Origin of the sequence: Micromonospora arida, assembly GCF_003857035.1 — a bacterium.
Taxonomy (GTDB): domain Bacteria; phylum Actinomycetota; class Actinomycetes; order Mycobacteriales; family Micromonosporaceae; genus Micromonospora; species Micromonospora arida.
In genome coordinates, this window is the sequence record NZ_QGSY01000258.1 from 26,651 (window position 1) to 39,031 (window position 12,381).

The 12,381-nt window shown below is 73.9% G+C and carries 10 protein-coding genes and 2 tRNA genes; 6 read left to right on the forward strand and 6 right to left on the reverse strand.

Annotation, left to right across the window (positions count from 1 at the left end):
- Positions 1-115 precede the first annotated feature (115 nt).
- Entirely contained in the window at positions 116-1,090 is a 975-nt protein-coding gene (locus tag DLJ58_RS25830; RefSeq protein ID WP_124860116.1) for an Acg family FMN-binding oxidoreductase, read from the forward strand.
- Between the two features lie 15 nt (positions 1,091-1,105).
- On the opposite strand, the gene DLJ58_RS25835 is transcribed toward DLJ58_RS25830, so the two are convergent.
- The 3 genes from DLJ58_RS25835 to DLJ58_RS25845 form a co-directional block, all read right to left on the reverse strand.
- Positions 1,106-2,098 (reverse strand): NAD-dependent epimerase/dehydratase family protein, encoded by a 993-nt coding sequence (locus tag DLJ58_RS25835; protein ID WP_124860100.1) that lies wholly within the window; start codon positions 2,096-2,098, stop codon positions 1,106-1,108.
- Positions 2,099-2,203: 105 nt separating this feature from the next.
- Positions 2,204-2,668 (reverse strand): hypothetical protein, encoded by a 465-nt coding sequence (locus DLJ58_RS25840; protein WP_208741334.1) that lies wholly within the window; start codon positions 2,666-2,668, stop codon positions 2,204-2,206.
- Entirely contained in the window at positions 2,665-3,183 is a 519-nt protein-coding gene (locus tag DLJ58_RS25845; RefSeq protein ID WP_124860102.1) for an RNA polymerase sigma factor, read from the reverse strand. The genes DLJ58_RS25840 and DLJ58_RS25845 overlap by 4 nt, the downstream gene beginning before the upstream one ends.
- 196 nt (positions 3,184-3,379) lie before the next feature.
- On the opposite strand from DLJ58_RS25845, the gene DLJ58_RS25850 reads away from it, so the two are divergent.
- Genes DLJ58_RS25850 through DLJ58_RS25865 form a run of 4 tightly spaced genes read left to right on the forward strand, consistent with a single transcriptional unit; the run spans position 3,380 to position 10,959 of the window.
- On the forward strand, positions 3,380-4,312 hold the full coding sequence (locus DLJ58_RS25850; protein ID WP_124860104.1) for an ABC transporter ATP-binding protein: 933 nt from the start codon (positions 3,380-3,382) through the stop codon (positions 4,310-4,312).
- Positions 4,309-5,031: an ABC transporter ATP-binding protein gene (locus DLJ58_RS25855; protein WP_124860106.1), complete on the forward strand. Its 723-nt coding sequence runs from the start codon at positions 4,309-4,311 to the stop codon at positions 5,029-5,031. The genes DLJ58_RS25850 and DLJ58_RS25855 overlap by 4 nt, the downstream gene beginning before the upstream one ends.
- Positions 5,032-5,038: 7 nt before the next feature.
- Positions 5,039-8,203: an FtsX-like permease family protein gene (locus DLJ58_RS25860; protein ID WP_124860108.1), complete on the forward strand. Its 3,165-nt coding sequence runs from the start codon at positions 5,039-5,041 to the stop codon at positions 8,201-8,203.
- Entirely contained in the window at positions 8,200-10,959 is a 2,760-nt protein-coding gene (locus DLJ58_RS25865; protein ID WP_124860110.1) for an FtsX-like permease family protein, read from the forward strand. The genes DLJ58_RS25860 and DLJ58_RS25865 overlap by 4 nt, the downstream gene beginning before the upstream one ends.
- Positions 10,960-11,045: 86 nt before the next feature.
- Here DLJ58_RS25865 and DLJ58_RS25870 read toward each other — a convergent pair.
- Both DLJ58_RS25870 and DLJ58_RS25875 read right to left on the reverse strand, forming a co-directional pair.
- Positions 11,046-11,120, reverse strand: a tRNA-Val gene (locus tag DLJ58_RS25870).
- A 26-nt stretch (positions 11,121-11,146) separates the two neighbouring features.
- Positions 11,147-11,219 (reverse strand) — tRNA-Gly (locus DLJ58_RS25875).
- A 147-nt stretch (positions 11,220-11,366) separates the two neighbouring features.
- Between DLJ58_RS25875 and DLJ58_RS25880 the strand changes: the two genes are divergently transcribed.
- The gene (locus DLJ58_RS25880; protein ID WP_091400768.1) at positions 11,367-11,609 is read left to right on the forward strand and encodes a DUF6458 family protein; all 243 of its coding nucleotides are present in this window, start codon (positions 11,367-11,369) and stop codon (positions 11,607-11,609) included.
- Between the two features lie 174 nt (positions 11,610-11,783).
- On the opposite strand, the gene DLJ58_RS25885 is transcribed toward DLJ58_RS25880, so the two are convergent.
- Entirely contained in the window at positions 11,784-12,365 is a 582-nt protein-coding gene (locus DLJ58_RS25885) for a TetR/AcrR family transcriptional regulator (protein WP_124860112.1), read from the reverse strand.
- Positions 12,366-12,381: the final 16 nt, after the last annotated feature.

Below are 12,381 nucleotides of genomic sequence, written 5' to 3' on the forward strand. Positions count from 1 at the left end.
ACCCGACTGGTCGGGACGTCCGGCCCTGCTCGGCGAGCACCGAACGATGGAGCGTGAAGGTGCGCCGGCCACCGCGGCACCACCCGCCACCGGCCCAGCGGAGAGGAGCACCGACATGGACATCGGCTACACCGCAGCCCAGTTGCGGACCGCCGCCGTGGACGCGGTCCGGGCACCGTCGTTGCACAACACCCAACCGTGGCGGCTACGGCTGCGCGACGGCGGCATCGAGGTGCTGGCCGACCCGGCCCGCCGGCTGCCGGCAACCGACCCGAGCGGGTGGGGTGTCCGGATCGCCTGCGGCGCCGCGTTGTTCAACCTGCGGATCGCCCTGGCCGTCGCCGGCATCCCGGCCCGGGTGCGGCTGCGCCCCGACCCGGCCGAGCCGGACCTGCTGGCCCGGCTGGTACCGGACCTTCCGCGTCGACCCACCCCCGCCGAGCAGACCCTGTACGGGGCCATCCCGCGCCGATTCAGCAACCGCCTGCCGTTCTGGCCGGACCCTGTGCCGGCCGACGCCCGGTGGCGCCTCGGCGAGGCGGCCCGTGCCGAGCAGTGCTGGTTGGAGCTGCTGATCGGGGTGAGCGCGGTCTCCGCGTTCGGGGAGATCGCGCGCAGCGCGCACCGGGTGCTGGAGCGCGACCCCGCGTACCGGGCCGAACGGGAAGGGTGGCTGCGCCGGGAGTCGACCCCGGACGGTGTGCCCGGCTCGGCCGGAGGTCCGCAGGGCGAGCCGCAGGACGTCCTCCCCACGCGCGGCTACGGTGGACGCGACCGCGCCCCCGGACGGGACTTCGAACCGGAACCCCTGGTGGGGGTGCTGGGCTCGATGGGCAACACCGCCGTGGACCAGGTGATCGCCGGGCAGGCCCTGCAACGCCTGCTGCTCACCGCCACGGACGCCGGACTCAGCGTCTCGATGCTCTCCCAGCCCATCGAGGTGCCCACGGCGCGGGAACAACTGCGGCTGTCCCTGGGCCGGTTCGGCACACCGCAGATGGCTTTGCGGATCGGGTACGGCCAGCCGGGCCGGCCGACCCCTCGACGTGGCGTCGACGAGGTGCTGGACCTGCCGGTGGTGTCCGCCTGACCCGCCGGGGCACGGTCAGGCGGCGAGCACGGCGGCCTCCACGGTCGGGTCCAGCCCGATCGAGCTGCGCTGCGGTCGCCCGGCGCGCGGCGGAACGGCACCGACCTCGCGCAGCCACCGCCAGGTTTCCCCGACGGTCTCGGCCACCGGCCGGCAGGTCAACCCGGCGGCTTGCGCCCGGGTCACGTCCTGCTCCAGCAACCCCCGGTACGGATGCCCGCGCGGCAGCCAGATCGGCAGGTCGCACCACGGCTGCACCCCGGCGGCGAGGATCGACGCCGGATCGGTCCACCGCAGCCGGGCGTCCGCGCCGGTGGCGGCCACGCACGCGTCGAGCAGCTCGCCCATCGTGGTCTGCGCCGGACGACCCACCGCGTTGAACGTGCCGCCCACCTTCCGGGTGCCCGCGTCGAGCATCCACGCCGCGAGGTCGCGGACGTCGACGTACTGCACCGGCAGGTCGGCCGGCGCGGGGGCGAGCACGTCCCCGCCCCGCTCGACGCGCCGTAGCCACCAGGGCAGCCGACCGATGTCCTCGCCCGGGCCGAGGATCAGGCCGGCCCGGGCGACCAGCGCGCGCTGACCGAACACCTCCCGCACAGCGCGCTCGGCACCGGCCTTGAGCTGCGGGTAGTCGCCGTCGACGGAGCCCGGGTCGGCGTCCACCACCGGGGAGTCCTCATGCAACCCCGCCGCGGCCTGGTCGGTGTAGACCGAGCCGCTGGACACGTACACGTAGTGGCCGACCGCGTCGACCAGGGCGCGGGCGGCGTCGCCGGCGGCCCGCGGCGCACCGTCCCAGGTGTCCACCGCGACATCCCACTCGCCACCGGCCAGCGCGGCCAGGCCGTCCGGCGCGGTGCGGTCACCCCGCAACCGGTGTACGCCGGACGGCACCGTGCCGTGCATCCCCCGGTTGAACACCGTCACCGACCAGCCGCGGCGCACCGCCTCGGTGACAGTGGCCCCGCCCACGAAGCCCGTACCGCCCAGCACCAGCAGTCTCATGCGCTCCACCCTGCCGGCGGCCGCCGAAGGACGACACCCCCGTTCACCGGCAGCGGATCTGCTCGTGGCAGAACCGGAAGGTGGCAGGAGGGTGCGGGCGTTCCTTCACTCGCCCTTCGCCGTTTCGGCCAGCACGCTCCTGCGGCGCAGCAGTGCCGCTCGCGCCCGGTGAGCCGCCCGCAGGTTCAGGGCCGCCACCGCGCCGAGCAGGAGCACAACGCCGAGCAGCGCCGGCTCCAGGTCGTGTCGCAGCAGGCTGATGATCAGCGCGCCAACGCTGAATGCCACCCAGGCCCCGACACCGAGCCAACCGGCGACCACCCGATCCCGGGCGAACAACGGAGTCCGTCGGGTCACGGCCCAGCCGCCGAACGCCGCCCAGCACAGGCCGATCACCACCAGGACGGCGAACGCCACGTTCGTGCGCATCGGTAGACCCGGCTCGGTGGCCCAGAGCAGACCGATCAGGGCGCTCGCGGTGAGACCGGTGAAGGTCAAGGCCAGGTAGCCGACCCGCCTGCGCAGCGACAACGGCGCGTCCAGTCGCGCCAGCACCTCTTCCGGAGTCATGCCTCGTACCCCTTCCGCACCATCTCGTGGCGCAACAACCTGCGGGCCCGGTTGAGCCGCGACTTGACGGTGCCGACGGGTACGGCGCAGATCTGCGCGCAGGCGTCCAGCGGCAGATCCTCCAGGTAGAACAGCAGAAGCACCTCCCGTTCCCGGGCGGGGAGCGCCGCCAGCGCGTCGGCCAGCGTCTCCCGGTTGACAACCTCCTCGGCCTCGTCGTCGCCCGGCAGGTCGTCGATCGGTTCGGGCTCCGGGCGGGCGTACGCGTCCCGCAGCCGGTTCAGCACCGCCCGACGGGCGATGGTGAACAGCCACGGGGTGAACCGGTCCGGTTGCCGCAACCTCGGCAGCCCCTTGAGGACCGCCAGCCAGATCTCCTGCACCACATCGTCGTCTGACCCGCCGAGCATTCGCCCGACGTACCGCTCCACCGCCGGATGCCAGCCCTGCACCAACTCGGCGAACGCCTCCCGTTCACCCAACTGGCAGCGGACCACCAGCAACTCATCGCTCATCGGCACCTCCTTCGCCTATTCAGTCGGCGTGGAAGCCCGGCAGGTTCACGGTCGCGGCGGTAGACCCCCGCCCAGAATGCAGGAAAGCCGCCCAGGGCATGGTCAACTGAGCCGCCGGTTGCGAAACTGCTTCCATCTGCGTCAGCACGGGCAATCGAGGCTGGCTCGACGTCGGCACAACCCGGACGGAGAAGGCGTGTCCAGCACACCGCTGTCCCTGCCGCAGCCATCCGCGCGGGCACCCGAGTTCGGCCGGGACGCGCTCATCGTCTGCGAGAACCTGGTGCGGATCTACCAGACCGGTTCGATCGAGGTGCAGGCACTACAGGGGCTGGACCTGGCCGTGGAGAGCGGTGAGCTGGTCGCCGTCGTCGGCGCCTCCGGATCGGGCAAGTCGACACTGCTCTCCATCCTGGCCGGCATCGACGCCCCCACCGCCGGGCGGGTCCGGGTCGACCGGTGGAATCTGCTGGCGATGTCCCGCGCGGACCGGGTGGACTACCGGCGGCACACCGTCGGATTCGTACGGCAGCAGACGGCGAGCAACCTCATCCCCTACCTGACCGCACGGGAGATGGTGGACCTGCCGATGACGGCTGCCCGTACCGGGAAGCAGGAGCGCCGGGAGCGCGCGGCCGAGCTGCTGGACAGCCTCGGTGTCGCCGACTGCGCCGATCGCCGCCCCGGGCAACTCTCCGGCGGGCAGCAGATGCGGGTCGCGATCGCGGTGGCGCTGGCCAACCAGCCGCGGGTCCTGCTCGCCGACGAGCCGACCGGCGAGTTGGACGCCGCCACGTCCGCGGAGGTCTTCGGCGTGCTGCGGGACGTCAACCGGCGCTACGGCGTCACCGTGGTCGTGGTGACCCACGATCCGGAGGTCAGCGGCCAGGTCGAACGGACCGTCGCGATCCGGGATGGGCGCACCAGCAGCGAGGTGCTGCGCCGCACCACCACCGACGCGGAGGGCGACACGCACATGATCGCCGAGGAGTACGCCGTGATGGACCGGGCCGGGCGGGTCCAGGTGCCCCGCGATTTCCGCCAAGCGCTGGCGTTGACCCGACGGGTCCGGCTGGCCCTGGAACCCGACCACATCACGATCCGCCCCGACTCGGGAAGCGGCGAATGAGCAGCGAGCCGCTGCTGAGTGTGCGCGGCGTACACCGGCGCTTCCGCACCGGGCCGACCGTCGTACACGCTCTGAACGGCGTGTCCTTCGACGTGGCCGCCGGTTCGATGGTGGCGCTCGTCGGCCGGTCCGGCTCGGGCAAGACCACCCTGCTCAACGTCATCGGCGGCCTGGACCGCCCGGACGCCGGCACCGTGCACGTCGACGGCACCGACGTCACCGCGCTCGACGAGGACGGCCTGTCCCGGCTGCGGCGCGAGAAGGTGTCGTACGTCTTCCAGAGCTTCGGGTTGATCCCGGTGCTGTCGGCCGCGGAGAACGTCGCGGCCCCGCTGCGGATGGCCCGCGTCGCCCCGACCGAGCGCGAGCGGCGGGTCGAGTTGCTGCTGGAGCTGATCGGCCTGGCCGACCACGCCCGGCAACGGCCGGCCGAGCTGTCCGGCGGCCAGCAGCAGCGGGTGGCGATCGCCCGCGCGCTGGCCGCCTCGCCCCAGCTTCTGCTCGCCGACGAGCCCACCGGGCAACTGGACGCCGAGACGGGCCTGTCGGTGATGGCCCTGCTGCGCGGGATAGTGGAGTCCGAAGGCGTCACCGTACTGGTGTCGACGCACGACGCGGTGATGATGGCCCTGGCCGACCGGGTGATCCGCATCCACGACGGGCACCTCGACGAACAGGCGGCCGGGCAGCCGTACGTACCCGTGCCGGACGCCGGGTGACGCGACGATGAGGTTGGTCAGCCGGCGCGCCCGCGCGCAGTGGCCGTTGCTGGCAGCCCTCCTCGGGGTCGTCACGATCGGCGCGACCCTGCTGGGCACCTGCACCCTGCTCGTCACCCGCACCGCCGAGCGAGCGCTGGAGGTCGCCATGGCCCGCGCCGCCCCCGCCGACGTCGACGTGACCGTCTACACCGGCACCGTCGAGGGCCGCGACACGCAGTCCGTCGCCGCCGACACCCGTACCGCGGTGGCCTCCACGCTCGCACCGATCCCGGTGACGACAACCGCGCGGGCGTCGACGGTGCTGCGGGCGCTGCCGCCCGCACTCGCCACGGGCACCACCGTCCCGCCGCAGGCCTACCTGTCGGGGCTGGACGACCTGCCGACCCGAGCCGAGCTGGTCACCGGGCGCTGGCCACAACACCCTGGCGACGCGGTGCTGCTGGAGTCCACCGCACAACTGCTCGGCCTCACCCCCGGTCGCCGGGTACGCCTCGGCGCCGAACTGGCCCACGCGCCCGTCCCGGCCATCGACGTGACAGTCGTCGGTGTGGTGCGCCCCCTCGCGGGACGCGGCTGGGACCGTGACCCGCTGGCCGCGGCCGGCTCCGCCATCGGCTACCGGGACGGCCGCTTCATGCAGCCGGTCAACGCCTACGGCCCGTTCCTCGTCGACCTCGCCGACCTGGTCACCACCGGCGCCACAGTCGACCGGATGGAGGTCACCGCCCATCCGGACCTGTCCCACAACAACCGCAGCAACCTGGAGACCGTGGCCGCGGCCGTCGGCGGTGCCGACCGCCGGCTGGCCGGCACCCTCGGCGAGCGAGTCCAGCTCGCACGGGTCGCCTCCGACCTGCCGCTGACCCTCCGGGCCGCCGACGACCAACGGCACGTCACCGCCGCCGTCGTACTCGCCGTCGCCGTCCTCGGCGGTGTCCTGGCCGCGACAGCACTCGTCCTCGCGGGCCGGCTGACAGCGGGCATCCGCGCCGACGAGACCGCCCTGCGAGCCGCCCTGGGCGCCAGCCGTGGCCAACTCGCCGCCACCGCGACACTCGAGGCCGGGCTCGTCGCCGCCGTCGCCGTCGCGCTCGCGATACCTGCCTCGTCGACCCTGCACGCCGGCCTGACCCACCTGCCACCGCTGGACAGCGCCGGCCTGACCGTCCGGCCAGCCGTCGCCGGCGCCCAGGTCCTCGCGGTCGTCGGTGGCGCGCTGGTGCTCGCCGCCGTACTCACCGTCCTGGCGATCCGACGCGTCCCGGCGGCCGGCGAGCGGCGCACCCGCCACGAACTACTGGCCCGATCCGGCGCCGACCTGATGCTCGCGGTATTCGCCGCCGTCGGGTGGTGGCAGCTGTACGCGCAGCCCACCACCGCCAGCCCACGCGCCGACGCGGTCCGGGTCCTCGCGCCGGCACTGCTGCTCACCGCAGGTGCCGCCCTGGCTCTCCGGGTGGTACTCCCCACCCTGCGCGGTGCCGACCGGCTGGCGTACCGCGCCCGCGGGCTGGCGCTTCCGCTGGCGGTCTCCGAGGCCGCCCGCCGGCCACAAGCGGTCGCCGCCGGTCTGCTCGTCGGGCTGGCCTGCGCGGCCGGAACCTTCGGCCTCGCCCTCGACAGCACGTGGCAACAGTCGCAACGCGACCAGGCCGCGCTCGTCGTCGGCACCGACCTGGCACTCACCCTCAGCACGGCGCCGGTGGCCGGAGACGGCGCTGTCGTCAGCGCGGCCACCACGGGGGCGGTGAGCCCGGCCCTCGACCGTGGCACCACCGTTGGTCAGTGGCTCGGCACCGCCGGCGACGCGCCGCGTCTGGTCGCCGTCGACACCACCCGCGCCGACGCGCTGCTGCGCGGGCGGCTCGACAGCGAGCGCGGATGGGCGGACGTCGGCACCGCGCTGGCACCACGCACCCGGGTCACCGGCCTCGCCGTCCCGGCCGGCGCCCCGCTCGTCCTGAGCGGAACCGCGTCCGGCGGCACCCCGCTCACCGTGACGCCCCAACTGCTGCTGCAGGACGCCACCGGCCTGCGCACGTCCTGCAACGGTCCCGCCGTACCGCTCGACGGTCGGGAGGTTCGGCTGCCCGACTGCGCGTCCGCCGACGGACTGCGCCTCGTCGCGGTCGCCCTGCCGATCGCCGCCGACCCCGTCGGCGGACGCGTCGCCGTGGCCGTCACGCTCACCGTGCCACCCGCCGGCACGCAGGAGAGGTCCACCGACGGGTCGGACTGGACCGCCACGTCCGCGCCGCCGGTCCCGGGCAGGTTGGTCGACCCGACGGTCATGATGTCCGCCACGCCGACGGGAACCGCGCTACGGATGGCAACGACAGTCGACCTCGCCGGCGCCGACGACGCCGCCCGGACCCTCGTCGCCACCGCCTTCCCGGACCCCGGCCCGGTGCCCGTCGCCGTCTCCGACCGCTTCGCCAGCGAGGTCGGCGCCGATCGCGGCAGCAACCTCAGCGTCACGGTCGGCATCACGCCCGTTCCGGTCGTCGTCACCGAGGTCATCCCGACCGTACCGTCCGCCCCCGGCGCCGCCGCCGTGCTGGCCGACCTGGACACGCTGTCCCGCGCACGCGTCGTCACCGGCGACCTGACGTTCCCGGTCGACGCCTGGTGGGTCGGCCGCCCGACCGAGCCCGGTGCCGCCGAGCGGGCCACCGCCCTGCACCTGGGCACCGTCACGACCCGCGAGGCGGAGACCGCCCGTCTCACCGACGGCCCGTTGAGCGCCGGGCTGCCGGCAGCTCTCCGGCTCATCGTCCCGGCCGCCGCACTGCTGCTGCTCGCCGGCGTCGTCCTGCACGTCACCTGTGATCTGCAGGTCCGCGCCGTCGAGGTGGCGCGGCTGCGCGGCCTGGGGATGTCCCGGCGCGACATCCGAGCCGTGCTGCTCGGCCAGCACGCCGGCGTACTGCTGCCCCTGCTCGCGGCGGGCACGGCCGTCGGCGCGCTCGCCACCCGCGTCGTCGCTCCCCTGCTCGTGCGCTCCGACACCGGCGCCGCGCCCGTCCCGGTCGCCCAACCACACTGGCCGTGGCCCGCCGAGACCGCACTGCTCGCCGTCCTGCTGGCCGGATGCGTGCTGGCGGTCGCCGTCGTGGTCACCGTCCAGGTCCGCCGGGCCGATGCAGCGCATTTGCGGGTGGCACCGTGAACCGGTGGCTGACCCGTCGGTGGCCGACGCCGCACTGGCCCAGCGTCCGCGGCCGTGGCCGTACCGACGTCGGGCCGCTGCTGCTCACCGCCGCCGTCATCGCGGCCGTCGCGCTGCTCGCCGGGGCCGTACCGCCGCTGCTCCGCGCCGCCGCCGACAAGGCCATCCAGGACACGGTCCGCGACGCCGGCACCGACTCGAACGTCCTGGCACACGCCGACTGGGAACGCGACGACGGACCGACCGGTGGTCGGGTCCGGATGCCCAACCTCGCCGAGGATGTCGACGCCTTCCTCGCCCGAACGACGTCCGCGCTCGGACCCGACCTGGACGCCGCGCTGCTTCCGCCCGTCACCGTCGTCAACGGCCCGATCCTCAAGATCACCGACGGCAGCGCGCCGCGTACCTTCCAGTTCACCTTCCTGGCCAGTGACCTCGGCGGCCCGGACGTCACCTGGATCGCCGGCAGCCCGCCCGGTCCCGCCGTCTCCGACCAGTACGTCGAGGTTCCCTACGACGGACCCCCCTGGCCGGTGCAGATCGGCCTCTCCGAGGCGGACGCCGCCGCACTCGACCTCCGCCCCGGCGACCGGATCCCGGTCAAGGACGGCCAGGGTCCCGACAAGGACGTCCGGGTCAGCGGGATCTACCGACCCGCGGACAGCGCCGACCCGGCCTGGCGACTCGCCCCGGCACTGCTGCGCCCCGTACCCGGCGCGGACGGCGTCGGGACAACCCGGTTCAACGGCCTGCTGTCGCGCGAGTCGTTACCGGACGCCCGGCTCGCCGTCGACGAGGACCAACTGCGACGCACCGTCCACTTCGCACCCGTTCCCGACGCGCTCACCTCGGACTCCACTACGGCGCTCGCCAGCCAGGTGGTCAAGCTCAAGGCGACCTCCGGCTCGTCGAGCGACCGCGACCAGTCCCTGAAGTGGGAATCGCAGCTCGACACCGTCCTGCGCGACGCCCGTACCCGCAACAACGCCGCTGCGGCACAGGCAGCCGTCCTGCTCGCCGGGGTACTGACCGCCACGGTGCTGGTCCTGCTGCTCGCCGCCGACCTGCTGGTCCGCCGCCGCACCCCGGTGCTGAGCATCGCCCGGCAGCGTGGGGCGGCGCTCCCCGACCTCGGCGCGGAACTGACCATCGAGTCCACCGTGGTGTCAGTGTCGGCCGCCGCCGTCGGGCTCGCAGTCGCACGCGCGGCCGCTCCGGGCGTCTCCTGGACCTGGGCCGTTCCCGTGGTCCTGGCCGGTGCCGTCGCCGGGCCGGCGTTCGGCACCCTCGCCGCCGCCCGCGCCAGCCGTGACCGGCGCCAACCCGCCAACCCGGCCGCTCGGCGCTGGATCCGGGCCACCGGCCAGTTGCGCCGCGCCGCCGTGGAGGCCGCTGTCCTGATCGCCGCGGTCGCCGCCTTCGTCACACTGCACCAGCGTGGGCTCGTGCCCGCCGCCTCCGACGGCGACACCGGTGAACTGACCGGCGACCTCATCCTGCCGGTCAGCGCCCTTTCCCTGGGCGCGCTCGTCGGCGCGCTCGTCCTGCTCCGGCTACTGCCCCTCGGGGCGCGCTTCGCGCTCCGACAGGCCCTGCGCTCGCGCCGCCCGCTGGCCGTGTTCAGTGCCGCCCAGGCGGCCACGACGGCCGGGCGCGCGCTGCCGCTGCTGGTTCTGGTCAGCACCACCGCGCTCGCGTCGTTCGCGCTCATCCTCGGCGCCACCGTCACCAGGGGCCTGACCGACGGCGCGTGGAGCACCGTCGGCGCCGACGCCCGCCTCGACGTCGGCGCCGACGCCGAGGCCGCCACGCCCGCACTCGCCGAGCGCATCGCCGCCGCACCCGGGGTGGAGCAGGTCGTCGTCGCGCAGGTGACCGACTCGGCACGCGTCTTCACCGAATCGACACTGCTCACCCCCCGCCTGGTCATCGTGGACACCGCCGCGTTCCGGCGCCTGCTGGCCACCACCCCGCTGCCCGACGCGCCGGCGCTGGCCCGGCTCACGGCACCCGGTCCTGGTCCCGGGGAGGTCCCAGCGCTGGTCCGCTCGAGTGACGGCGATCTGCGGACCGGCAAGCGGCTACAGCTACCCCGGGACGGCGCCCCGGCGATCCGCCTCGCCGCCGTCGGTACCGCTCCCTCCGTCGGCGGCGCCAACGACGTCGTCATCGTGGACGCCGCGGCCCTCACCGACGCCGGGCTGCCCGCCGTTCCGAACACCGTCTGGGTGACCGGCCCCGGTGCGGGGCGGGCCGTGTCGAACACCGGAGTCGCCTCCGACGTCGTGCTGCGTGCGGACGTCCTGCGGGCGCAGCGGGTGGCTCCGCTGACGGCAGGGCTGGTACGGCTGGCATGGACGGCCGCCGCGGTGCTGCTGGCGCTGGGACTGCTCGGCCTCACGCTCGCCGCAGCCGCCGGTGCGTCGGAGCGGTGGCAGACCCTGACCCGGCTGCGGACCCTCGGCCTGCGGCCACGCGACGCCCGCTGGGTCGCCGCCGGAGAGCTGCTGCCGCCGGTCGTGGTCACCGCTGTGTGCGGCCCGCTACTCGGGGCCCTGCTCGCACGCCTGACGCTCGGCCCGCTCGACCTGCGGCTGCTCACCGGTCAGGCCGCCGACCCGGCGGCGGTCCTGCCGTGGTGGTTGCTGGGCCTGGTGAGCGTGACGCTGCTGGCGACGGCCGCCACGGTCGTACCTGTCGAGTCGGCGCTGCGGCGACGCGACCGGCTGAGCGAGGTACTCCGCGCCGGCGAGTGACCGACGGTCTCCCCATACCGGAAGCAGAAACGACGAGACCCGTCACCGGATGTCCGGCGACGGGTCATCTGATCCGCTTGTATAGATGGTGGGCGATACTGGGTTTGAACCAGTGACCTCTTCCGTGTCAAGGAAGCGCGCTCCCACTGCGCCAATCGCCCGTGGCGGCCCCGTGGGGCGCATCGCGAGCGGACGACGGGATTCGAACCCGCGACCCTCACCTTGGCAAGGTGATGCGCTACCAGCTGCGCTACGTCCGCACGTCCCCGGCAAGCGCCGGCGACAGGTGAACTCTACCCGATGCCAAGATCGCTTGGCACGGCACCCTGGCCGGTCGCGGTTGCGCTGGTCCCGGCCGGGGTATTGAAGGGCTCGACAGCGCACCACACCCCCTTAAGGAGGCTGTCGTGGGTATCGGCACCAGCATCTTCCTGATCGCGCTCGGCGCGATCCTCACCTTCGCACTGGACGCGAGCGTCGGCGGCATCAACCTCGACGTGGTCGGCTGGATCCTGATGGGCGCCGGCGTGCTCGGCCTGATCATGACCACGCTGATCTGGGGTCGCCGCCGCCAGGTCGTCACCACCACCGAGCAGCCGGTGGAGTACCGCCAGGTCGAGGAGCGGCGGGACATCGCGCCGCCGCTGTGACCCGGTCAGCTCCACCGCTGGCGGAGCCGCCAGATCACCGTGATTCCGGCCGGCCGGCCGGCCGCCTCGTCGAAGGCGGCCGGCCCGTCCGCGAACGCGATCGGTGGCGGCGCAGGAGGGACACGCGCGGCGCGCCGAGTGGCTGAACCGCCAGCGTTCAACACGCGGGACACGCTAGTCCAGGCAGGTGAGCGCAACCTCGGCGTAACGCGTCAGCGCCGCCCGGTCCGGGCTGATGGCACCCATCACCCGCAGGCCCTGGAGGCTGGTCACCAGGAAGCCGGCCAGGTCGGTGGCACTGCGGTCGGTGGTGATCTGACCCCGCAACTGCGCCTCGGCGAGCAGATCGTAGAGCGCCAACTCCAGAGACTGGGTGGTCGAGCGAAGCCGCTCGGCGACCCGCACATCGTGGTGCGCCCGTTCCATCGACGCACCGACGATGAGGCAGGAGAGGTGGCGGCCGTCGCCGGTGATGTCGTCCACCGTGCCGATGAACACCTCACGGATGACCGCCCGCGCGTCGTTGCCGGAGCGCAGCAGATCGACCATCGGTGTGGCGTAGCGCTGCCGGTACAGGTCGAGCACTGCCAGGTAGAGGCCGTCCTTGCTGCCGAACGCCGCGTAGATCGAGCCGCTGCCCAGACCGGTCGCCTCGGAGAGGTCCCGCATGGAGGTGCCCTCGTAGCCCTTGCTCCGGAACACGTCCATGGCAGCGTCGACCGCAGCGTCGAGGTCGAACTCACGGGTGCGGGCCATGGCTGAACGCTACCCC

What these genes read in the sequence shown, in the direction of transcription:
- DLJ58_RS25885 (WP_124860112.1), bottom strand. Translation starts at nt 12,365, where the DNA reads ATGGCCCGCACCCGTGAGTTCGACCTCGACGCTGCGGTCGACGCTGCC.
- DLJ58_RS25835 (WP_124860100.1), bottom strand. Translation starts at nt 2,098, where the DNA reads ATGAGACTGCTGGTGCTGGGCGGTACGGGCTTCGTGGGCGGGGCCACT.
- DLJ58_RS25860 (WP_124860108.1), top strand. Translation starts at nt 5,039, where the DNA reads ATGAGGTTGGTCAGCCGGCGCGCCCGCGCGCAGTGGCCGTTGCTGGCA.
- DLJ58_RS25855 (WP_124860106.1), top strand. Translation starts at nt 4,309, where the DNA reads ATGAGCAGCGAGCCGCTGCTGAGTGTGCGCGGCGTACACCGGCGCTTC.
- DLJ58_RS25845 (WP_124860102.1), bottom strand. Translation starts at nt 3,183, where the DNA reads ATGAGCGATGAGTTGCTGGTGGTCCGCTGCCAGTTGGGTGAACGGGAG.
- DLJ58_RS25830 (WP_124860116.1), top strand. Translation starts at nt 116, where the DNA reads ATGGACATCGGCTACACCGCAGCCCAGTTGCGGACCGCCGCCGTGGAC.
- DLJ58_RS25840 (WP_208741334.1), bottom strand. Translation starts at nt 2,668, where the DNA reads ATGACTCCGGAAGAGGTGCTGGCGCGACTGGACGCGCCGTTGTCGCTG.